Source organism: Variovorax sp. GW821-FHT09B01 (assembly GCF_059418345.1).
This window is the reverse complement of record NZ_JBWKPQ010000015.1, coordinates 180,281-201,568: the sequence shown is the minus strand read 5'-3', so window position 1 is coordinate 201,568 and position 21,288 is coordinate 180,281. Positions and strand designations below refer to the sequence as shown.

Here is a 21,288-nt window from a genome sequence, read left to right as displayed (position 1 = left end):
CGCCGGCTTCTTCTTGCTTGGCATAGATGCTCCTGTTCGTCATGCTATGCCTCAAACACAAAATTTCTGACAGGCTCCGGCTGATCGTTCTCGTTCTTCATCTCAAACATGATGGAGACGATCTCCGTCTGAGCGTCGTCGACGTCGCGAAAAATGAAGTCGCCCTTGCTGCCGCTGCTGGCGTCGTTGTCCTTCTCAGAGTAGGCACGGGAACGCGCCTTCCTGCCCATTGATAGCCAGGACCCGTATGCCGTTGTGACCAATGGCCACGCGCAGGATCTCTTGACCGTCATCAGATTGGGCGGGTTGGGCGTTGGTGGTGTTCACCGGCTCTGGGCGAACCAGAGCATGCGCCGTTCGTTGGTTGCGCCTGGCCGACAGTACTCATCGTGCCCGACGTACGAACGTCGGCACCCGCTGAAGAGTTAACAATCAGGGTCGATTGCTTCTTCGAGGTCGAACGGAAATTCAACGCCAAGTCCCATGCCCACAAACTTCAACGACAATGTGAGACAGGGCGACACCTCTTGACTTGCATGAAGCCACGGTTCAGCAATCAGGCAATCTGCAGACGGCCCGCCCAACAGGTTCTTGACCTCATTCCCATAGCAACTCATGTTCAAGATTTATTGGACTGACCACTCAGGGCACCCGCAAGCGCAGGACGAGACCCAATTGCCTGCAGCACTCAAGTTTGTCGAAGACAAGCGTAGGGAGGGTATGTCCTTTGTAACGATGGTGGCGGACAACCCAGATCATGTTGGAAAAACAGGGGTGGCAGCAATCGAGAACGGCAAAACCCCCGATGGACAGGACTACGACTGGTCCAAGGCAGGTCGTGCTGGGGCCATCAAGCGGCATGAACGGCATGAATATCTGAAGCCAGGCACCTAGTAATCTGGATACCGGTGAGCGAGTGGCACCACAGGCGGACATACGAACTTAGCCGCCACACACCAATATTCCACGATTTTCGTTATGTTAAATATAAATCAACATAATGAAAATCGTGGAATATATGAACTTCAAAATCTGTCAACGCACCCGGAAAAATCATAATCCACAGGCCTGCGGTTCGAGTCATGGACGCGCCACCAAATCAAAGTCTGGGCTGTTGACGCCGGCGTAGATCCGCCTCTATTCGCTGGTGAGGTGGCGGTTTTGTATTTCGTGGCGCCCACGAATGCCGAAGGCCCCGCGAGGGGCCTTCGGCTTGTGGATCACGCGGTCTGCTCAGAACGGCTCGTCCGGATCGAACTCAGGTGGCATGCCCGGCATGAGTTGCTCGCGCCAGGCCTGCTGCACCTGCGGGCCGTAGGCCTGCCACAGGGCTTCGCGCAGCGCTTGCAGGCACTCGAACACCGCCAGGGCCTGCTCGGGCGTCCAATGCTGTGGGATGGGCGGTGCCGGTGGTGCCGTGACGCGCCCACCCGGCGGGATCGGCGCGCTCATGGGGCCTCCTTGCGCACCCGTGCGGCCGGCGTCTTGACGGCCCGCTCGGCCTGGCGCAGCGCACTGCGCTGCGCGGCCTCCTTGGCCCGGTAGGAATCGCCCTCGATGCGGATCACCTCGGCGCGGTGCATCAGCCGGTCGATCAACGAGACCACGCAAGCCGCATTGGGGAACACCTCGCCCCATTCGGCAAACGCCCGGTTGGTGGTCACTACCGTGCTCTTGTGCTGGTAACGCCGACTGACCAGCTCGAACAAGAGATCGGCGTGGCGGTTGGAGTACGACAGGTAGCCCACCTCGTCGATCAGCAGCAGGTCGGGCGCGGCGTACTTGCGCAGCCGGCTGCGCAGGGCCGAGTCACTGTCCAGCGCGGCCCGCTCGCCCAACAGATTGCCCGCCGTGATGAACAGCGCCGTGTGCCCGGCCAGCACCGCCTGGTAGCCCAGGTTGCAGGCGCACATCGTCTTGCCCACCCCGTTGGGGCCGACCAGCACCACGTTGGCGACCTCCTTGAGGAAGTCCAGCGTCATCAGTTCCTCCACGGCGGCGCGCTCGATGCTCTTGGGCCAGGTCCAGTCGAAGTCGGCCAGCGGCTTGAAGCGCCCGATGTGCGCATCGCACAGACGGCGCTCCAGGCTGCGCCGGCCGCGTTCGGCGCCCTCCCAGGTCAGCAGCTGCGCCACCCAGCGCGCCTGCTCGGGCTGCGCGGCCACCTCGGCCCAGTGGGCCAGCAGGCCGTGCAGGCGCAGTGCGCCGGCCTGCGCGCGCAGTTCGGCCTGGGAGGGATCGGGGTCATGCATCAGAGTTCTCCGGTGGCGACGACAGCGACGGCGGCGTGCGGTCGTAGGAATCCAGGGCGTGGGGCCGCACCGGTGCATCACGGCGGGCCACGTGCTCGGGCAGCACCAGCACCAGCGCCACCGGCGGCGGCTGGCCGGCGGCCTCGCGGGCGCGCTCCAGTGCCAGCCGCACGGCGTTGGGATGCGGCACCCCGCGCGCCAGCGCGTCCAGGACGGCCAACTGCAGCGCGCCGGCCCCGTAGCGCTCCAGCAGGCGCGCCAGCGCCGCCGTGATCGAGCCCAGGTTCTCGCCGCGCGCTGCAGCGCGCTCCAGCAAGGTGGCGCTGGCTGGCGCGGCCTGCGCCAGGCGGTCACACGCCCGGTGCGCGCGGGCCGCACGCTTGTGCTCGACCAGCTGCTCCACGTGCGCGGCATCCTCCACCTGCTGGCCCCGGTCCCAACAGCGGGCGTGGCGGGCCACTTCGCTGGCACCCATCAGGATACGCACCGTGTGCTCGTCGGCCAGCACGGCCAACGTGCGCCGCACTTGGGTGTGGGGCACCGAGTAGTCGTTCAGGTAGAAGCGCACGTAGGGCGTCTTGCCCACCGTCACGGCCACGCGCTCGCCCAGCGCGAAGGCGTGCTCGGGCAGCGCCCGAAGGCGGCCCCGCTCGGCTTCGAAGGCCTGGCGCACGGTCCATGCGCCGTCCTCGGGCCAGCGCCGATCAGCGGCCGTGCCCAGGCACCAAGCCTGGGCCTGCGCGTTCAGATCATCCAGATCGGTGAAGCTGCGCCCAGCGAAGAAGCTGTCGCGCGCGTAGCGGATGGCACGCTCCACGCGGCCCTTCTCGTTGCCCCTTGCCGGCGCCACCGGGCGGGGCTCGAAGCGGTAGTGCGCGGCCAGCGCCAGCAGCGCCGGGTTGAAGCGGATGGCGTCAGCGTGACGCTGGAGCACGGCGCTCTTGAGGTTGTCGTACAGCACGACGCGGGTGACCCCGCCGAACCCGGCAAACGCCTCCAAGTGGCCACGCAGGAAGGCATCGATGCGGGCATCCAGGAAGAAGCGCAGGAAGACCATGCGACAGTGGCTGAGCACCATCACGAAGGCCATCAGCGGGCGGCGCGCGCGCCCGATCTGCAGGTGGCGGAAGTGGGCCCAGTCGACCTGCGCCTGCTCGCCGGGCAGGGTGCGTAGGCGCAGGTAGGCCTCGGGGATCGGGCGCGGACGCAAGGTGGAGACCAGGTGGCGGAAGTGCGAGGCCCCGCCCACGTAGCCGCGCTCGGCGACCATGGCGTGCAGCCGCGCGGCGGTGAGCGTGGGGAACTTGGCCAGCGTGGCTTCGATGAAGGGCCGGTACGGGTCGATGCGGCTGGCCCGCAGGGGCCAGGCGTGCACCGGTGCATGGTTGCCGGCCAGCACGCGCCGCACGGCGTCGCGATGCACGTGCAACTGCCGTGCGATGGTGCCCACGCGCCACTTCTCCACCGTGTGCAGGCGCACGATCTGCGCCACCAGGTCAGGGGCCAGGGTCATGGCGGCGCCCCAGCGGCAAGCCGTGCCGCACGAAGCCTTGGCGCAGCGCTGGCGGTTGTGGGGCGCCGCAGCGTCGGCACCTCCAGCAGGGGGCTGCGTCGACGGATGGCGGCGCGCTCACCACCGTTGTGGCGGGCAGTTCACTGCAGGTGCTCTGGGGTGTCCATGCTGCCAGTGGAGCAGCCACCCCAGGCGCCGGGGAACCCTGATGCGTCACTTTGTGCGCGCCGCAGCCCGCGTCGGCACCGGCACGACGTTGGCGCCAGCGCTGCGCGCGCTGTGCGTGGGCCATGCGACCACGCCATGATCGCTGGTAGCGCTGCGCGGCCGCATGCTGGGCCTGGCGCCCGCAGGCGCGGCCACAGTAGCGGTTGCCGCGGTCACAGCGGCTGCACAGCACGACCTGCGCGTGGCAGCGGGCGCACAGGTACAGGCGGGCGTGTTGTTCCATGCGCACCCCGGTACGGCCGAAGTGCTGGACGGATGCGTCCCAGCGCGCCACACTGACGTGGCACCGCCTTCATCGCACGGTGTCGGGCGCGCAACGGTCCTCAAGCTTGCCGGCGTTCAGACTGATGTTGCGCCCACCTTCTTCGGCTTCGATCCGCGTTGTACCGCGGCCGGCCATCGGCCACTCCAGGCGCCAGCACACAGGCGCAGCGTGTCCAGCCACCTTAAACGCCGCGCCGGCCCGGCCGCCCTGCAGGGCGGCCGGGCCGGCGCGAACACCGCTTCATGCAAACACCCTTGCTCCCTGAGCAAACCTCCCCATCTACAAAACCGCCACCTCACCGGCGAATAGTGGCGGTTCTTGGTCAGCGTTCACACTGGGCGGCTGGTGGGACACGCATCATGCGTGAACCATGGGATACGTGTGCCCGAAACGGGCACAACGGCCTGCAAACAGGCCGTGATGGCCGCTGCAATCGCTGCGCAGACCAGTTTGGGCGACCCGTTTCTTCAAAATCCACGACTCTGGTGCGTTCGATGAGCATTTTTTCAACGGCCTGCTAGTCTTACTGTGTCATAAAAAGTAAGGCATGATATGTCCATCTTTTCCCTGTGATGGGGGTGCGATGGACATACCCAAAGAGTTTGGTCTCTACATGGCCCACCTAGCCGACGGACTGGGTCATGCCGACCGTCACGCAGGATTGGCCGGGTATTGCACCGGTCTGATGCTGCCGCTGTCGCGCAAGAGCGTCGAGCCCATGGCCGCCCGCGTCGATCCGCTGCGCGCCAGCGCCCGGCACCAGGCCCTGCATCACTTTGTCGCCAAGGCCCAATGGAGCGACCAGCAACTGCTCAATCGCGTGGCGCAGTGGGTGGTCCCGCACATGGACTTCAGCGCTGGCGGCTGGTGGATCGTCGATGACACGGGCTTTCCCAAGAAGGGCGTCCACTCGGTGGGCGTGACACGCCAATACTGCGGTGTGCTGGGCAAGCAGGACAACTGCCAAGTGGCCGTCAGCGTCTCGCTGGCCTGCGAACAAGGCAGCCTGCCGGTGGCCTGGCAGCTGTACTTGCCCCGCAACTGGGCCGAAGACGCCGAGCGCAGACTCAAGGCCGGGATTCCCGAAGACATCGAGTTTGCGACCAAGCCTCACATTGCCCTGCAACAGTTACGGGGCCTGCTCTCTGAAGGAGCACCCAGGCACTGCGTGCTGGCCGACGCCGGCTACGGGATCGACTACGCGTTTCGTCAGGGGCTGACCGATCTGGGCTTGCCCTACGTGGTCGGGATCACCTCGGCCGTGGTGGTCTGGCCACCCGGAGTGGAGCCCCTGCCACCGAAGCCCTACAGCGGCATGGGCCGTCCACCGGTGATGCCACGACGCACCGCCAAGAGACAGCCGGTGAGCGTCAAGGCATTGGCGCAGTCCTTGCCCGACAGCGCATTCCAGAACATCAGTTGGCGCGAAGGCATCACGCCAGCCTGAGCATCGCCGCGTATGGCTTCCTGATGGCCCAGCGGCTGAAAGTCGGCAGCGATGCCGGCGGTAAAAAAAACTTCGTCGAACCAGTACACGTTCGACTGCGTTTATGACACAGTAAGACTAGTATATTGACACGAAAGTAACGGAACATGAATTCACTCTCGTCATCACTGCTTCATGCTCGGAGGTATTGCCATGCGCCAGACGGAATTGCATTTGACCGACGAGGACCGCGCGCTCGTGGACGAGATTCGCAGCAAGGGTCAGCACCAAGCGCGGGAAGTCAATCGGGCTCATGTCCTGTCCTCGCTGGACCGGGGCGTGCCAGAGGCCCAGATCATGGCGGTGCTGGGAGTGGGGCGCACGGCCGTATGGCGCACACGGGCCGCGTATCTGCAGGGCGGTGTGGAGTTGGCGGTCTTCGACGTGGCACGCTCGGGGCGCCCTCGCCAGTATGGGACGGACGACGAAGCGCGAGTGACGGCGTTGGCCTGTTTGAAGCCGCCTGCGGGCCGGCAGCGATGGACCATGGTGGAGCTCGAGCGGGTCGCACGCCAGGAACCTGGCATGGCCAACGTGAGTCGGGAAACAGTGCGGCGCATGCTCAAAAAAACGATCTCAAGCCCTGGCGCAAGCTGATGTGGTGCATTGGCGAACTGACTGAAGAGTACTGCAGTCGCATGTACGCCTTGCTTGAGTTGTATGCACGGCCGATGTCGTGTGCAGAGCCGGTCATCTGCATCGACGAAAAGAGCTTGCAACTAATCGGACACAGCCGTGCACCGCTGCCGATCAACTCGCGCAATCCAGAAAAAGTGGACTACGAGTACGTGCGCAACGGCACGACCAACCTGTTCGTGGCTGTCGAGCCCAAAGCCGGACGGCGGACTGTCTCGGTCACAGAGCGCCGGGGCAAGGCCGACTTCGTTGCCTTCGTCGGCGACTTGCTGACCCGCACGTATGCCAAGGCACGGTGCGTTCATCTGGTTCTGGACAATCTGAACATCCACTTCAGAAAGTGCTTCGACGACGTGTTGGGCAAACGCGCTGCGACCAAACTTTTGCGCCGGGTGCAATTCCACTACACGCCCAAACACGCGAGTTGGCTGAACATGGCGGAGATCGAAATCGGCATCCTCAGTCGCCAGAGTCTGGACCGGCGCATTGAAAGCCGACACCGTCTGCAATGCGAGGTTGACGCGTGGCAGCAGGCTCGAAATGCCTCTCAGCGAACCATCGAGTGGACGTTTACTCGCCAGGATGCGGACATGAAGCTCGGTCAGCATTTCGTTTCGAAACTTGCGTGTTGACGTACTAGGGCCTATTAACACATCCTCAGTCCATCAGCGACGAGTGCGAAGCTGATGAAACCCAGGAACATTAGTCGATTCAATGCCGGAACCCTCATTCTGACACCTCCGCATCGGCGAGGACCGGAACCGCTGCGCCACTGACCAGCAAGGAGGCCAGCGCACCTGCATCAAAGCCGCATTCGCGCAGCACCGATTCGGTGTGCTCCCCCAATCGCGGCGCGGGCGCCAGCTTACTGACGTCGTAACCCACCCAGCGCGCCGGAGCGCCAAAGGTACGCATCGCTCCTTCGCTCGGGTGCTCGACCTGACGAAAGAAGCCCACCGCCGCCAAGTGCGGGTCATCCAACAGTGATTCAACGGTGTTCAGAGGCGCCGCCGGCACGTCGATGTCTTCGAACAGCGCCAACCAGTGCGCGGTGCTTTGCACGCATAGTGTCTGGCCCAGAAAGCCGTAGACCTCGTCAATGTGGCGGGTGCGGCTGGCCAGGTCGGTGAAGCGCGGATCGACCCGCAAATCGTCGCGCTCGATGGCATGCAGAAAACGCTGCCAGTGGCCGTCGTTGTATACCAGCGCGCAGATGTAGCCGTCGCTGGTTTCGTATGGCCGGCGCCCGGGCGACAACAGCCGCACGTAGCCAGCGTCACCACTGGGCGGCTCGAAGGTGTGCCCATATAGGTGGTCCGAAAGCACCACGCTGGCCATGGTTTCGAACATCGGCACATCGATGCGGCAGCCGCGTCCGGTGCGCTCGCGCCCGTACAGCGCCATGGCCACGCTGTGCGCTGCATGCAGGCCGACCATGCGGTCGGCAATCGTCAGCGGCACGTAGCGCGGCTCGCTCGCCCCGCTTTGCTGCTGTAAGGCGGCGATGCCGACCGCGCCCTGGATCAGGTCGTCATAGGCCGGGCGGCCGGCGTAGGGACCGTCCTCGCCGTAACCGTACACGCCGCACCAGATGATGCGTGGATTGATCATCGAGATGCTCTCGTAGTCCAGCCCGAGCCGGGCGATGGAGGCCGGGCGGAGGTTGTGCACGAAGACATCGGCGCCTTCGATCAGGCGCCGCATCGCAGCCGCGCCCTCCGGCGATTTGAGGTCAAGCGCCACGCTGCGCTTGTTGCGGTTCAGGTGCAGGAACAGCGGACCCATGCCGGGATGGCGTCCGGGGCCGATCCAGCGTGTCGAGTCGCCCTCAGGGGATTCAATCTTGATCACGTCCGCGCCATGGTCGCCAAAGATCTGGGTGGCGTAGGGCCCCATCAGCACCGCGCTGAGGTCGATCACCCGCACGCCCTCGAGTGGCCCGGCGGGTGCTGCCTGCTTGTGTTGGCTTGTCATCTGTGTCCCCTCTGATTTCTCGATGCCAGGCTGCCTCAGCGCCGAGTGCTGAGGAAAAACCGGATTGACGGCCGTCCATCCTAACGATATTCTGATTTCCAAACAAATGTTCCCATATCAGAACACAAGAAAGCTTCGATTCTATGAACATGCCCACGGCCAGCTTGCGCGAATGCACGGGCATCAATACCCGCGCGGAGGCTTCTCCCATGGCCGTGACCCGCGTGCTGCGGCTGCTGCGGATACTGGCCGACCGCCCTGCTGGCTTGGCCCTGACCCCGTTGTGCTTGGCGTTGAATGCACCAAAAACCAGCGTACTCTCGCTGTTGCGCGGCCTCACGGCGCATGGCTACCTGCAGCGCAGCAATGACCTGTATGAACTGGGCCCCGAGGCGTTCTCACTAGGGGCATCTCTGGTGTCGGCCCGCTCGCTCGACGTTGTGACCCTGCCCTTCCTGCGGGAGGCAGTGGCGCGATCCGGCGAGACCGCCCTGATCGCCAGAATCGACCGCACCGCAGATCGGCTCGTCTACAACCCGATCTTCGAGAGCACCCGGACGATTCGATACGCCGTGCCAGTCGGCACGACACGGCCGCTGTTTGCCTCGTCCGCCGGGCGCGTGCTGCTCGCGTTTCAGGAAGAGGCATGGCGGCGTGACTACCTGCGCCGGGCCGATCTGCGGGCCATGACCGAGCACTCGGTCACCGACCCGGCGCAACTGGCGCGGATCATCGACGAAGCCCGGGTGAGAGGGGTGGCGGTCACATTCGGAGAAGTGACACCTGACGTTGCCGGCTTTTCGGCCCCGATCTTCGAACCTGACGGGCGCGTGAACGCAGCGCTGATCATCGCCGCGCCGATCGAGCGCGGTCGCGCCGTCGCCGATGCGCTGCAGCACCTGGTGATGGAACTCGCCGCAAGCATCTCGGGGGCGCTCGGCTACCGTGCGGGACCGGAATCGCGTGAGGTGGCAACGAATCAAACCAGACCAATGCCCCAGACCCGCCGCTCGCGGTAATAGGCACAAACTTCAAAAGGAGACACCCCCATGAACAATGAACTGCTTTACGAAGTGAACGACGGCATTGCCGTCATCACCATCAACCGGCCCGAGCGCCGCAATGCGCTGAATCGCGCCGTGCGCGAAGGCTTTTTTGAGGTCTGGCGCCGCTTCGAAGCTGACGGGCAGGCGCAGGTGGCCATCCTCACCGGCGCCGGTGACAATTTCTGCGCCGGCATGGACCTGGTGGAAGCTGCAGACACTCAACTGCGCATCCCGCCAGCGGGCTTCATCGCCGTGCTCGGCGACAACATCGAGGTCACCAAGCCCGTCATCGCTGCCGTGCAGGGCTATGCCTATGCAGGCGGTTGGCTGCTCTCGCAGATGTGCGACCTGTGCGTGGCCGACGAAACCGCCAAATTCGCCATCACGGAGGCCAAGGTCGGGCGCGGCATGCCGTGGGCCTCGCCGGTCATCCACATGCTGCCGCAGCGCATTCTGATGGAAGTCGCGATGACCGGCGACCCGCTGACAGCGCAGCGCGCCTACGAACTCGGCTACATCAACCGCCTGATGCCCAAGGGGCAAGCATTGCAAGGGGCCAAAGAGCTGGCGACCCGGCTCATGGCCAATGCGCCACTGACGGTGCGCGCGGCCAAAGAAATGGTGCGCCTGTCCACCGAGATGGGCCGCACCGCTGCGCTGCGCGCCTCCAACCGAGCGTTTGATGCCGTCTACCTCAGTGAAGATGCCCTGGAAGGCCCGCAATCTTTCCGGGAAAAGCGCAAACCGGTCTGGAAGGGGCACTGAAATGAGCATGACCACAACCAGAAAACCCGCACCGTCGTCCGCTATCCAAACCGCTGACATCACGGGGGAACTGGCCGCGCGCTGCGCTGCCCTGTGCTACACCGATCTCCCGGAGGACGTGCGCCTGCGGGTCCGGCAATGCCTGCTCGACTGGATCGGGGTGACGCTGGCTGGCGCGTGCGAGCCACTGGTTCACATGCTGGCCGAAGAAGCCCGTGAACAGGGTGGGCATGCCCAGGCCACCGTCGTCGGGCACGCCATGATGACCTCCAGCCGGCAGGCGGCATTGATCAATGGCTCGGCCTCGCACGCACTCGACTATGACGACGTCAACATGGCCTGCACCGGCCACCCCTCGGTGGTCCTGATCCCGGCCTTGCTCGCCCTGGCCGAATCGCGCGGCGCCAGCGGACGCGACTTCATGACGGCCTTCGCCGCCGGCTACGAAACCATGTGCCAGTTGGGGTTGGTGTGCGGCGACGCACATTATTCCAACGGCTTCCACACCACAGCCACGCTAGGCACGCTCGGTGCGGCCGCCGCCTGCGCACGCTTACTGCAACTCGATGCCGACGACACCGCGACCGCGCTGGGCATCGCCAGCACCATGGCGGCTGGGCTGAAATCGATGTTCGGCACCATGTGCAAACCCTTGCATGCCGGGCGGGCGAGTGCCGACGGCCTGCAGGCGGCCCAGTTGGCCGCACGCGGCTTCACCAGCCGTGCCGATGCGATTGAATGTCCGCAAGGCCTCATCGCCACGCACGGTGGCACCGCATCGCTGGGAGCTGCGGTGGCCACGCCGAACGGCGGCTGGCATCTGCGCCACAACCTGTTCAAGTTCCACGCCGCCTGTTATGGCACACATGCCGCCATTGAGGCCGCGAGCCACTTGCGCCTGCAACACGCACTGCGGGTTGATGGCGTATGCCGCGTGACGGTGCGTGCCAGTTCCGCATGCGAGGGTGTATGCAACATCGCGGAGCCGCGCACCGGGCTGGAGGCCAAGTTCAGTCTCCGTCACACGGTGGCGATGGCGCTGGCCGGGGTCGACACCGCCGGATTGAACGCGTTCAGTGACGAAGCCGTATCCGCGCCCGAGGTGGTGGCGCTGCGTGATCGGGTGCAGGTTTTGCTCGCACCTCAATGCCCGGACCTCACCCTCAGCGAGGTGGTGATCGAGACTCAGAGCGGCACAGTGCTGCGCCAACGCTACGACAGTGGGCGCCCAGCCAGCGACCTGCTGGAGCAGCAGCAGCGCCTGGAGGAAAAGTTTCGCCTGCTGGTCAAGTCTGTGCTCATACCTGACGAGTGCGACGAGCTGATAGACTTGGTGGCACGGCTCGACGAACTGACCGACCTCTCGCCGCTGGCAGGCATGCTGGCTCGCCAAGCGTGTGCTGATCGATACTAACAGCGTTTATTGGTGCGGGCAGGCTGGCGGGCGGAAAAAAAGGAGACGTGCAATACCCCTCACTGGTCGGCGTTTTTGCTCTCCGCGGAAGGGCTGCGCCCAATGCGGCAAACCAAGCGCTGCAACATGCTCCTGGTCTCCCCACGGGCCCGCTGCTGCGGATGGTGACCAACTCCAGGTAGCGCCGTCACTTCAAGCGGCATCAGACCGTGGCGAACCAAGGCAATCGCGCTGGGCCGCCAGCCATATTCATCGTCATTGCCGAACAACACGGAGACCGGACAACGCACTGCGGCAAGCTCGACGCTCATGTCCCATTGAAGTGCTTGCGGGCTGGCCCAGGGCTCGTACCAGCCCCAGAACATGGTGTCGGTGTTGTCGCCATGGTGGCGCCGAAGTTTTTCACGCAGGCCGTCTTGCTCAAACGCGCGCCGCGCGACGGCCATTGCATCCACCATGAACTGATCCACAGCCATGGTTGGCGAGCAAGCCAGAACGCCGCATACCAGCTCAGGATGCGCCGCCGCAGCCAGCACCGACATGGCTCCTCCATCACTGTGGCCGAACATCAACGCCTCTTGGATTCCGAAGTGGCGCAACACCTCGCCAAGCACCGGCCCGGCCTCTTCACGCCGGTAACTGGGCTCGCGCCCACCCACCAGACGCTCGGATCGCCCATAACCATACCGGTCATAGGCCAGCACCGGCCAGCCGCTGGCTTCGGCCAACCCCTGAGGCAGATCTTTCCAGGTGGTGATGCAGTCCAGCCCGCCATGCATCATCACGATGCTCGGCTGCCCGTTGCCCACATCACCCCAGGTGGTGGCTGCCAGCCGATGGCCTCCCGCAAACAGTTCGTGTTCCTTCATTTCGTGCTTTTTCATCATGTCAATCTGCCTCCGGGTTGGGCATTGCAGAGGATCCACACAGCCTACAGGTCGGCCTGTCCAGTCAGCAACTGGCGCGCGACGGTGCGGCGCTGGATTTCGCCCGTACCGTCGGGTATGCGCATCACGCGGGCGAAGCGGTAGCCCTCTTCCAGGCGCAGTTCGTTGGCCAGGCCCATGCCGCCGTGGATCTGGATGCTGCGGTCCATCACGCGCCCCAGCATCTCGGTCGAAAATGCCTTGACCATGCTGACCTGCGCGGTGACGGCGCGGCCGCTGTCCAGGCGCCAGGCACAGTTCTGGATCATGGTCTTGGCGGCGTAGATGTCCATGGCGCTGTCGGCCAGCATGAGCTGGATGGCCTGGTGCTCGGCAATGGGCACGCCAAAGGTATTTCGCACCTTGGCATAGTCCACAGCTTGGTCCAGCGCCCATCGGGCCAGGCCCAGGCAAGATGCCGCCATGCCCATGCGCCCGGCGTTGACGCCGTCCATGGCCACCGCCAGTCCGCGCCCGACTTCGCCGAGTCGGTGGTCGTCGCGCACACGCACGCCGTCGAGCACGATGACGCCGGTGTCGCCGCCCAGGTGGCCCATGGTGTTGATGATGCGCGGCACGGAAAAACCGGGCACGCGCGTGTCGACGAAGAAACCGGTGACGCCGCCCTTGTGGCGCGCCGCGGCTTCGGGGTCGGTCAGCGCGAACACCATGGCGTAATCGGCGTAGGGCGAGTTGGTGATCCACTGCTTGGTGCCGGTGAGCACCCATTCGTCACCGTCGCGCACGGCGCGGGTTCGCATGCCGAATACATCGGAGCCTGCATCGGGCTCGCTCAGACCAAAGCACAGGGTCTTGTCGCCGCTGGCGATGCGATCGCGGTATTGCGCGAAGATGTCCGGCTTCAGGTGCCGCAGCACCGGCGACAGACCGTTGGTGAAGGGCGATGGCAGCACCACCGTCTGCACAAGAGGCTGGGCCGGACCCACGCGGTGGTTGAGCACCTCCTGCACATGGGCCATGACCTGCGCGCCCTGCCCGCCGCCGCCCAGTGTTTCGTCGCCAAACAGAGTGTAAAAACCCAACTCGGCCGAGCGCCTGCGCACCTGCTGGCGCAGCGCCAGCGCCTCGGGCACATAACGACCGCTGGCATCGAACAAGCTGCGTTCGCTGCCCAGCAGGTCGTGGTGGCGCTGCTGCAGCGGCAGCACTTCGCGTTCCACGAAGCGCAGCACTGCCTCGGCAATCGCCACGGTATCGGGATCGATGGTGAAGTCCATATGGGAAACCTCGGCGCTACAACTGCCGGAACTTCGGCAGCGTGACCTCGTCGGTCACATCGTCGTACTGCACCGTCACACGCTGGCCGATGCGCACCGCCTCCACATCGTCGGTGACGATGTTGGTCATCATGCGCGCGCCCTCGTCGAGGTCGATCACCGCCACCACGTAGGGGGTGTCGGCCTTGAAGGCCGGACCGGCCGGCCGCCGCGCGATGGTGTAGCTGTAAATGGTGCCGGTGCCGCGCGCATCGACCCATTCGACGGCGTCGGAATGGCAGTGCGGGCACAGGACGCGCGGATAGAAATGGTGCTTGCCACAGTCATGGCAGCGCTTGAGTGTCAGGCGATGTTGTTTCAGGGCGTCCCAATAGGAGCGGCTCTCGCCATCGATGACGGGCAGGGGTTTGTCGTACATGGTGTTCACCGGGTGGAGAGAATGCAAGTGGCACCGCTGGAGAGCGTGCCGCCGGTGCCGTGGACCAGGGCGGTCACGGCGTCCTGAATCTGGCGCGGGCCGCATTCACCGCGCAACTGGCGCACCGCCTCGATCAGCAGGAAGATGCCGTACATGCCTGGGTGTGCGTAAGACAGACCGCCGCCGTTGGTGTTAAGCGGGAATACACCGCCCGGCGCGGTGCGCTGGTTGGCGACAAAGGCTCCACCCTCGCCACGCTTGCAAAAGCCCAGCGCTTCGAGCGTCAGCAGCACGGTGATGGTGAACGAGTCATAGACCTCAACCACGTCAATGGCGTCATGCCGGATGCCCGCCATGGCAAAGGCGTCCCGACCGGCCACTTCGGCGGCCGTCAGGCGCGCTAGGTCGGCCATGGCGGCGATGGTCCAGTGGGTGTGTGATTCGCCGTAACCGCGCACGAACACCGGCTTGCGACCGAGCGCCTTGGCGTGCTCGGCGGTGGTCATGACCACCGCGCCACCACCGTCGGTGACCAGACAGATATCGAGCAGGTGCAGCGGGTCGGAGATCATCGTGCTCTGGAGCACATCCTCGATCGACAGCGGCTCGCGCATGGTGGCCGCCGGATTGAGCGCCGCCCACTTGCGCGTGGCCACCGCGATCTCGGCCAGCTGCTCGGAGGTGGTGCCATATTCGTGCATGTGGCGCTTGGCCGCCATCGCATAGCCGCCCACCGGCGTGGGCATGCCCCAGGGGGTTTCGTACTGCATGGTCAGCACCGCCGGGCGCCCGGCGAGGTTTCGGCTCATCTCGCTCTTCTGCAGGCTACCGTAAGTGATCAGCGCCACCTCGCAGCGGCCAGCCTCGATGGCGGTGGCGGCATGCGCCACATGCGCCTCGAAGGCCGAGCCGCCGATGTTGGTGCCGTCGACGAAGCGCGGCGTAATCCCCAGGTACTCCGACAGCGTCACGGTCGGCAACTGGCCCGGGCCGGGCACCCCCCACATACCGGCGGTCAGCAACCCATCGACTTCGTGCATGGCGATGCCGGCGTCCTTCAAGGCGTCGCGGGCGACCAGCGCCTGGGCCTGCAGGACCGACATGGGCGCAAGGACCTTGCCGTCCTTCAGTGGCAGGTCGGCAACGCCGACGATCACAGCTTCTCGTTTTGTCATATGTAGAAATCTCCTGGTGTTGGATATCCCGGTCTGTGCGGTCTGTACTATTGATCCGGCCATTTGACGTCGCGAGTCGTGGACGGGCTGCCACAGGCAAACGACTCACGAAAGTTCAAAATTCATGGAGCCGGAGCAGCAGGCAAAAAAGTAATGGTTTCAGTGAAGTCGGCAATGGTTTCGCCACGCTGATTGATCACCAAATGTTGCAACTCCATCAGGGTATAGCCGCGCGAGGTCGTGGGGAGCAGTCGGGCCTCCCCTTCGACATGAATGGTGTCGCCCGGAAACAGCGCACCGCGCAGGCGTGCCTGTACGCCGGTCATACCGCCGAACGGGCCAACCTCGCGCCCTTCTAGCACCTGCTTGATGATTTCGGACACATAGGTTGCCAGCAGCCCCATGCCGAGCGAAATGACCATCGGGCCGGGCGCAAAGCGGCTGCGATGCGATCCGGTCATGTTCTCCCGGATGTACTCCATGTCGATAAAAAATGGTTCATGCAAGCCGACCACATTGACGAAGGTGACGATGTCGGTTTCGGTGATGGTGCGTCGGTGCGTCTTGAAATGATGCGACTTGGCGCTGTCGGTCAGGTTGGCCATTTTGAAGTCCGGTGATTGATGGGTGGTGATGGATGAAAGTGGTTCTCTGCGGGCAATCCTTCTATCGGCCTGGCCCGCTGTTTTGACATAATTGGGTTTTTATGTCGTCTAGCGCAGGAGAACAGCGGATGAACCCAGCACCCTTGCTTGGCGGTCAACTTCAGGGCCAGATCGCCCTCGTCACCGGTGCCACGGCCTTCATCGGTCGTGCCATTGCGCTGGAGTTGGCGCGGCGCGGCGCGCACGTGATCGTCAACGGCCGCAATCCCGAAGCCGGACAGGCAGTGATCAACGAGATCGCTGCGAACGGCTACTGCGCCGCGTTTGAACAAGCCGACCTGACCCATAGCGACGCGGTTCGTGCCATGGTGGATCGAGTTGCCGAGCGCCACGGTCGCCTTGACATCCTGGTGGCCAGCGGCGCAGGCGCCAGTGCCGACTCGCCGTCCTTTCGCCTTTTCAAGGAAATGAGCAACGGCGACTTCGACAACTACATCCGCGCCCACTGGCTCACCCGCGCATTTGCGATCCAGGCTGCCGCCCGCGTCATGGCACTGCACGGCCGCGGCAAGATCGTCGCGGTTGGCACCGACGCGGGCCGCGTGGCCACGGTCGGCGAATCCTTCATTGGCGGCGCCACCGCCGGCATGATGCAGATGTGCCGCGTGCTGGCGCGTGAACTGGGGCGCGACGGCATTCGGGTCAACGCGGTGGCGATGAGCTACATCTGGGATGCCGAGCCGCGCTGGGGCCCGGGCTCGCCAGCGCTCGAAGGCGGTCACGGCAAGGGCATGATCGAGAACCTGCGCAAGCGCATGCTGTTCCCCGTGCACTGCCAGGACATCGCCAACGCGGCGGCGTTCTTGGCCGGACCGGAGTCCGATGCCATCACCGGCCAGACCCTGAGCGTCAACGGCGGTTTGAGTACACCGGGCTGACATGGCCATCAGGCGCCACCGTGCGCGGCCTTGACGGCCGCGCGGTCAATGCTATCGGCACCGCCCAAGGGGAGTGCCGGTACAAACACCACGTGCTTGGGTTTTTTGTAGCGTGCGATGCGACCGCCCACAAACTCGATCAACTCCTCGGCACTCAGCGTGCACCCTGCCTTCAGCACGCAGACCGCCTTGACCGCCTCGCCCCACTGAACGTCCGGCACACCGAGGACCACCACCTGCGCCAGCGCCGGGTGCTCCAGAATGGCCCGCTCGACTTCAGCCGGATAGACGTTCTCGCCCCCCGGCTTGATCAACTCCTTGGCCGGTGAACGCCCGCTGTACCAAAGGTAGCCCTCGGCATCGATGCGCCCCATGTCGCCCGTGTGGTGCCAGCCGTTGCGCAGCGCGAAAGCGTTGTCTGCTTCGCAGCGCCAGTAGCCCTGGAACACCATCGGACCCCGCACCACGATCTCGCCGGTGGCGCCGGTGGGCAACGGGCGGTCCAGTTCGTCCACCACTGCGACCGTGTTCAGCGCGGTGGGCCGCCCGGCGCTGCCGGGGCGCTCGTCAAATGGCGCCAGACTGACCGAGCCCGAGGTCTCGGTCTGGCCGTAGGCACTCCAGAAAGTCGCCTGGGGGCAGGTGGTGCGCAAGCGCGCGATGGTCTCGGGCACGTCGATTCCCGACACCACGCGCAGGCTGTCCAGTGCCGAGCCCTGGGCCGCTGCGGCGTCCAGCAGGGCGCCCAGCATCGGCGGGAAGGTGCCGATCAGGCTGCCGCCGTCCTCGTCGATATGCTTGACCAGGCTGGGCGGATCGAAACGTGTCAGCAGCAGCGTCGCCCCGCCCGCCTGCTGCGTGGCCAGCATGAAGCCGATGGCGGCCACGTGAAACAGCGGCAAGACGCCCAGATTGACATCTGAAGTGGTCAACTGCCAGGCCAGTTGCGTCTGCAGGCTGGCGGCGATCAGGCCGCGGTGCGAGAGCAGCGCGCCGCGCGGCCGCCCGCCCACGGCGGCGGTGTGGATGATGACGAGCCCCTCATCGTCATTCAGATCGGCGGGCGGCACGGTGCGATCGAGATACAAGGCGCTGACGGGTTGCCAGGGCGCTGGCGCGACGCCCAGCGTGTAGCGCAGCTTGTCGTCCAGGCCGCTCTGCGGCAGCAGGGCCTGGAACTCATCGGCGACGATCAGCACCCGCGGCGCCACGTCCTCGATGACATAGGCCACCTCCTCGGCCGACAGCCGCCAGTTGATCGGCACCACGATCACGCCCAACTGGGCGGCTGCGCCGAACAGGTCGACATATTCCAGGCAGTTGGGGGCCAGTATCGCCAGCCGGTCACCCTGGCCCACGCCTGCGGCCGCCAGACCAGCCGCCAGGCGCGCCGTGCGCTCGGCATACTGGGCGTGCGTGACCCGCTGATCGCCGAACACCAGGGCGGTGTTCGATCCGTACAAACGCGCGTTGCGCTTGATGAGATCGTGCAGCGTAAAAGATCGCAAACTCATTCCATGCTCCTCGTTCAGATTCAGCTTCGACTCGCCGGAGGTGGCGCCGGCGGCATTACTTCGTGCAGAAACGCCGCCACGCTGGCGGCGAAGGCGTCGTTGGCATCACCGGCGATCATGTGGCCGGCGCCCTTGAGGTCGACAAAGCGCGCCCGCGGCAGGGTTTGCACCAGGGCGCGCGCATCTTCTTCGCTGATCACGTCGCTGCGTTGGCCGCGCAGCAGCAGGGTGGGCGCCTGCAGACCGCGCAAGGCGCGCTCGTAGCCCTCCGCGTCGCGCCGGTGGTTGTGGTTGGCCTCGCTCATCAGTTGCGGGTCCCAATGCCAATTCCAGCGGCCTTGCACATTCATACGCAGGTTCTTCTTCAGGCCCTCGATCGGTCCTTCCATTGGCCGCCCACGGTAGTCAGCGATGTGTTGCGCGGCTTCTTCCAGCGACGCAAAACCATCGGGCCGCGCCCGCATGAAACTGACGATGCGCTCGACACCGGCTTCTTCCATGCGCGGCGCAATGTCCACCAGCACCAGCGCGTTGATCGGCGGCGCATCGACGCGGCCGACTGCGGCCATGCTGATGAGGCCGCCCAGTGAAGCGCCGACCACCGCCAGCGGCGTGCCCAGTTCGCGCCAGATGCAGCACATGGTGTCGGCCAGCGTCTCGATGCGGTAGTCGCCATCCGTGGCCCAGGCACTGTCGCCGTGGCCCGGCAAGTCCAGCGCCACGGTGTACCAGCCGGCATCGCCCAGCACCTGCGCCGCCTTGCCCCAGGCATGGCGGGTTTGCCCGCCACCGTGCAGCAGCAACACCGCTGGAGCGCCGACCGGGCCATACACCTCAGCGACGAGGGCTCCCCCGTCGAAAGCAAAAAACTCTCGCCGCTCAGTAACGCTCATGTGGAAGGTTTGTTTCTTCATTTCAGTAGACAAATAGCGAGCCGCCGGGCTTGATCATGGTCATCTCGACATAGGTCGAACCATGATGCTTTTCCGGACCAAAACGCAAGACATAGCCCCCAAGATCCATGTTTTTTGCACTTTCGATGGCGCTCATGAACTTCTCACGGGTCAAGTCCGGCCCTGTGAGCCGGAGCGCTTCAACGAAGGCTTTGGCCGAAACAAACCCCGTCATGGATGCATAGCCGACGTGCTTGTCCTTGCCGTTGGAATTCATCAGTTTGTTGAATTCGCGCGACACGCCGAGCTTGTTGGAGAACGGCGCCGGCATCGTCTGGGTGACGATGATGCCAGTCGCGTCCTTGCCGAACTGATTGACCAGGAGATTGGTGTCCGCCACCGACAGCAGCAGCAGTTGTGCTGCTACTCCGGTCTTCTTAAACTCGCGAATGAATTCGATCGTCGCCTTGCCGGCCGTCGTCAAAATGACCGCTTGCGGTCGCGCGAGAGCAATTGTTTGCGCCGCAACTGCGGCGTCCCGAGCGTCCGTCGCAATCGCCGCACTCGCTATCGGGGCTACTTGTCGGTCCTTCATAGCCGCCTGCACGCCCGCAAGCCCCTCCTGTCCGAAAGCGTTGTTCAGGTATGCGACGGCGATGGACTTGATCCCTGTCGTCGTCAAATGCTGAACCATTTTTTCTGTTTCACTACCGTACGAAGCCATCACGGTGAACAGATACCGGTTCGGCGTGCGGCGCAGGCTGTCTGCTCCCGTGAACGGCGCAAACAATGGCACACGGTGTTGCTCCAGTAGCGGCAGCACACCGGTGACATTGGCCGTTCCCAGGTTCCCGACCAGCGCGAATACCTTGTCCTCACCAATCAATTTTTCGGTATTGGCCAGTGATCGTTGGGGAACATACCCGTCGTCCATTAGCACGAGCTTCAACCGGCGGCCGAAGACCCCGCCACGGCGGTTCACCTCGTCGATGTACGCCTTGAAACCTTCGCTGAAATCGTTGCCGATTTCTGCAAGCGGCCCGGTCAGCGACACACTCTGACCGATCAGGACGGTCTGTGCTGTTACGCCAGTCTCTGCTCGCGCAAGCCCGGTCCCCAACAGCGTCACACAAAGCGCGGCAATAACCTGCACAGTTTGCAGGGTTGCCCGCACGTTTGGCAGCCGAAGCTGAAGCCCCGACCGAGGATCGCTCAACGCGTTTGCGAATTTCGATTTGCTCAGGTTCATGGCTATCTCTTTTTGGCTGTTTAAAAATTTTGTCAACTCACTTCATGGTGATCACGATCCCGAGCCCACTTCTTGTTCAAAGTCGGCACCATTGCCTGCAACCTGACCCCAGTCGGCGAAGCTCTTGTAGTGCTCGCGCCACGTGGCCAGCAGTTCCTCGCGCGGCAGATCGGCGTAGGCGCCGCGGTCCTGCACATACTCCATGTGACGTCGGCCGCTGACATCAAATTCATGAAAGACCGAATCGGCGCTGCCGTCGAACTCCAACGGGTGGATACCGGCTTTCTCGCACAAGGAGCGGTTGAAAGCGGGCGTTGCCTTGAGCCACTGGCCGTCGACCCACAGCTCGGTGTAGCCATGAAAGACAAACAAGTCGGTGCCCATCAGGTCTTGCAGGCGTTTGCTGGTCAGGTGGTTGCGAACGTCGGCATAGCCCACCCGTGCCGGCACGCCCAGCACACGGGCAGCCGCTGCCAGCAACGCCGCCTTGGGCACGCAAAAGCCACGCCCAGCCTCGATCACGTGGCTGCCCTTCAAGCCCTCGACCGTGGTGTCAAAGTAGTAGGGGTCGTAGAGAAACTCGTCGCGCACGGCGTAATAGAGCTTGACCGCGATCTCGCGCGGCGTCAGGCCGGGGTCGGCCACCCGGCGCGCGAACGCGATCACCGCCGGGTGATCGCTGTCCACGTAGCGGCCGGGCGCGAGATAAGCCGACGGATCGTTCGTGTTTGTGGTTTGCGTCGTCGCGTCCAT

Annotated in this window: 20 protein-coding genes and 2 pseudogenes; 8 read left to right on the top strand and 14 right to left on the bottom strand. The window is 64.5% G+C overall.

All coding sequences use genetic code 11. The features are described from left to right. Positions 1-80: 80 nt before the first annotated feature. Positions 81-209: pseudogene (locus tag AC07RV_RS31685) on the bottom strand (DUF2130 domain-containing protein); the annotation flags it as partial. A 406-nt stretch (positions 210-615) separates the two neighbouring features. Here AC07RV_RS31685 and AC07RV_RS31680 point away from each other — a divergent pair. Next, the gene (locus tag AC07RV_RS31680; RefSeq protein ID WP_492716613.1) at positions 616-894 is read left to right on the top strand and encodes a hypothetical protein; all 279 of its coding nucleotides are present in this window, start codon (positions 616-618) and stop codon (positions 892-894) included. A gap of 339 nt (positions 895-1,233) precedes the next feature. Here the strand turns inward: AC07RV_RS31680 and AC07RV_RS31675 are convergent, their stop codons facing one another. From AC07RV_RS31675 to istA, 3 genes are read right to left on the bottom strand one after another with little or no spacing between them, the layout of a single operon-like run. Beyond that, positions 1,234-1,452 (bottom strand): hypothetical protein, encoded by a 219-nt coding sequence (locus AC07RV_RS31675; protein ID WP_204734760.1) that lies wholly within the window; start codon positions 1,450-1,452, stop codon positions 1,234-1,236. Next, positions 1,449-2,252: an IS21-like element helper ATPase IstB gene (gene istB / locus AC07RV_RS31670; RefSeq protein WP_492716610.1), complete on the bottom strand. Its 804-nt coding sequence runs from the start codon at positions 2,250-2,252 to the stop codon at positions 1,449-1,451. Before istB ends, AC07RV_RS31675 begins: the two co-directional genes overlap by 4 nt. Further along, positions 2,245-3,765: an IS21 family transposase gene (gene istA / locus AC07RV_RS31665; RefSeq protein WP_492716608.1), complete on the bottom strand. Its 1,521-nt coding sequence runs from the start codon at positions 3,763-3,765 to the stop codon at positions 2,245-2,247. Before istA ends, istB begins: the two co-directional genes overlap by 8 nt. Before the next feature lie 1,076 nt (positions 3,766-4,841). Between istA and AC07RV_RS31660 the strand changes: the two are divergent. From AC07RV_RS31660 to AC07RV_RS31650, 3 genes and pseudogenes are all read left to right on the top strand, one after another. Then, a pseudogene (locus AC07RV_RS31660) lies at positions 4,842-5,690 on the top strand (IS701 family transposase); the annotation flags it as partial. Positions 5,691-5,897: 207 nt separating this feature from the next. Then, a complete protein-coding gene (locus tag AC07RV_RS31655) occupies positions 5,898-6,341 on the top strand; it encodes a helix-turn-helix domain-containing protein (RefSeq protein WP_204734764.1) in 444 nt (147 codons plus the stop codon). Further along, entirely contained in the window at positions 6,224-7,012 is a 789-nt protein-coding gene (locus AC07RV_RS31650; RefSeq protein ID WP_310309280.1) for an IS630 family transposase, read from the top strand. The genes AC07RV_RS31655 and AC07RV_RS31650 overlap by 118 nt, the downstream gene beginning before the upstream one ends. Positions 7,013-7,106: 94 nt before the next feature. On the opposite strand, the gene AC07RV_RS31645 is transcribed toward AC07RV_RS31650, so the two are convergent. Next, positions 7,107-8,354 (bottom strand): CaiB/BaiF CoA transferase family protein, encoded by a 1,248-nt coding sequence (locus AC07RV_RS31645; RefSeq protein WP_291468507.1) that lies wholly within the window; start codon positions 8,352-8,354, stop codon positions 7,107-7,109. 143 nt (positions 8,355-8,497) lie between these two features. Here AC07RV_RS31645 and AC07RV_RS31640 point away from each other — a divergent pair, with 143 nt between their 5' ends. The 3 genes from AC07RV_RS31640 to AC07RV_RS31630 are packed head-to-tail and all read left to right on the top strand — an operon-like array spanning position 8,498 to position 11,579. Beyond that, entirely contained in the window at positions 8,498-9,373 is an 876-nt protein-coding gene (locus tag AC07RV_RS31640) for an IclR family transcriptional regulator (protein WP_310309277.1), read from the top strand. Positions 9,374-9,403: 30 nt separating this feature from the next. Then, positions 9,404-10,165 carry an enoyl-CoA hydratase-related protein gene (locus tag AC07RV_RS31635; protein ID WP_056272141.1) on the top strand — a complete coding sequence of 254 codons (762 nt, stop codon included), beginning with the start codon at positions 9,404-9,406 and terminating at the stop codon, positions 10,163-10,165. Between the two features lies 1 nt (position 10,166). Continuing rightward, positions 10,167-11,579: an MmgE/PrpD family protein gene (locus tag AC07RV_RS31630; RefSeq protein ID WP_492714961.1), complete on the top strand. Its 1,413-nt coding sequence runs from the start codon at positions 10,167-10,169 to the stop codon at positions 11,577-11,579. Positions 11,580-11,638: 59 nt separating this feature from the next. Here AC07RV_RS31630 and AC07RV_RS31625 read toward each other — a convergent pair whose 3' ends face one another. From AC07RV_RS31625 to AC07RV_RS31605, 5 genes are all read right to left on the bottom strand, one after another. Continuing rightward, entirely contained in the window at positions 11,639-12,466 is an 828-nt protein-coding gene (locus AC07RV_RS31625; protein WP_291468513.1) for an alpha/beta fold hydrolase, read from the bottom strand. 44 nt (positions 12,467-12,510) lie between these two features. Further along, the gene (locus AC07RV_RS31620; RefSeq protein WP_204734769.1) at positions 12,511-13,743 is read right to left on the bottom strand and encodes an acyl-CoA dehydrogenase family protein; all 1,233 of its coding nucleotides are present in this window, start codon (positions 13,741-13,743) and stop codon (positions 12,511-12,513) included. Between the two features lie 16 nt (positions 13,744-13,759). After that, positions 13,760-14,161 carry a Zn-ribbon domain-containing OB-fold protein gene (locus AC07RV_RS31615; RefSeq protein ID WP_204734770.1) on the bottom strand — a complete coding sequence of 134 codons (402 nt, stop codon included), beginning with the start codon at positions 14,159-14,161 and terminating at the stop codon, positions 13,760-13,762. Between the two features lie 5 nt (positions 14,162-14,166). Further along, positions 14,167-15,336, bottom strand: a complete 1,170-nt coding sequence (locus AC07RV_RS31610; RefSeq protein ID WP_492714958.1) for an acetyl-CoA acetyltransferase — start codon at positions 15,334-15,336, stop codon at positions 14,167-14,169. A 122-nt stretch (positions 15,337-15,458) separates the two neighbouring features. Then, positions 15,459-15,941 carry a MaoC family dehydratase gene (locus tag AC07RV_RS31605; protein WP_008905492.1) on the bottom strand — a complete coding sequence of 161 codons (483 nt, stop codon included), beginning with the start codon at positions 15,939-15,941 and terminating at the stop codon, positions 15,459-15,461. A 128-nt stretch (positions 15,942-16,069) separates the two neighbouring features. On the opposite strand from AC07RV_RS31605, the gene AC07RV_RS31600 reads away from it, so the two are divergent. Further along, positions 16,070-16,879, top strand: coding sequence for an SDR family NAD(P)-dependent oxidoreductase (locus AC07RV_RS31600; RefSeq protein WP_204734772.1), 810 nt, complete (start codon positions 16,070-16,072; stop codon positions 16,877-16,879). A gap of 8 nt (positions 16,880-16,887) precedes the next feature. Here AC07RV_RS31600 and AC07RV_RS31595 read toward each other — a convergent pair whose 3' ends face one another. From AC07RV_RS31595 to AC07RV_RS31580, 4 genes are read right to left on the bottom strand one after another with little or no spacing between them, the layout of a single operon-like run. After that, complete coding sequence (locus AC07RV_RS31595) at positions 16,888-18,393, bottom strand: AMP-binding protein (protein WP_008905490.1); 1,506 nt, start codon at positions 18,391-18,393, stop codon at positions 16,888-16,890. Between the two features lie 20 nt (positions 18,394-18,413). Beyond that, entirely contained in the window at positions 18,414-19,307 is an 894-nt protein-coding gene (locus tag AC07RV_RS31590; RefSeq protein ID WP_237707261.1) for an alpha/beta fold hydrolase, read from the bottom strand. Between the two features lies 1 nt (position 19,308). Further along, positions 19,309-20,535, bottom strand: a complete 1,227-nt coding sequence (locus AC07RV_RS31585; RefSeq protein ID WP_204734774.1) for an ABC transporter substrate-binding protein — start codon at positions 20,533-20,535, stop codon at positions 19,309-19,311. Positions 20,536-20,586: 51 nt separating this feature from the next. Continuing rightward, a complete protein-coding gene (locus tag AC07RV_RS31580) occupies positions 20,587-21,288 on the bottom strand; it encodes a transglutaminase-like domain-containing protein (protein ID WP_008905487.1) in 702 nt (233 codons plus the stop codon).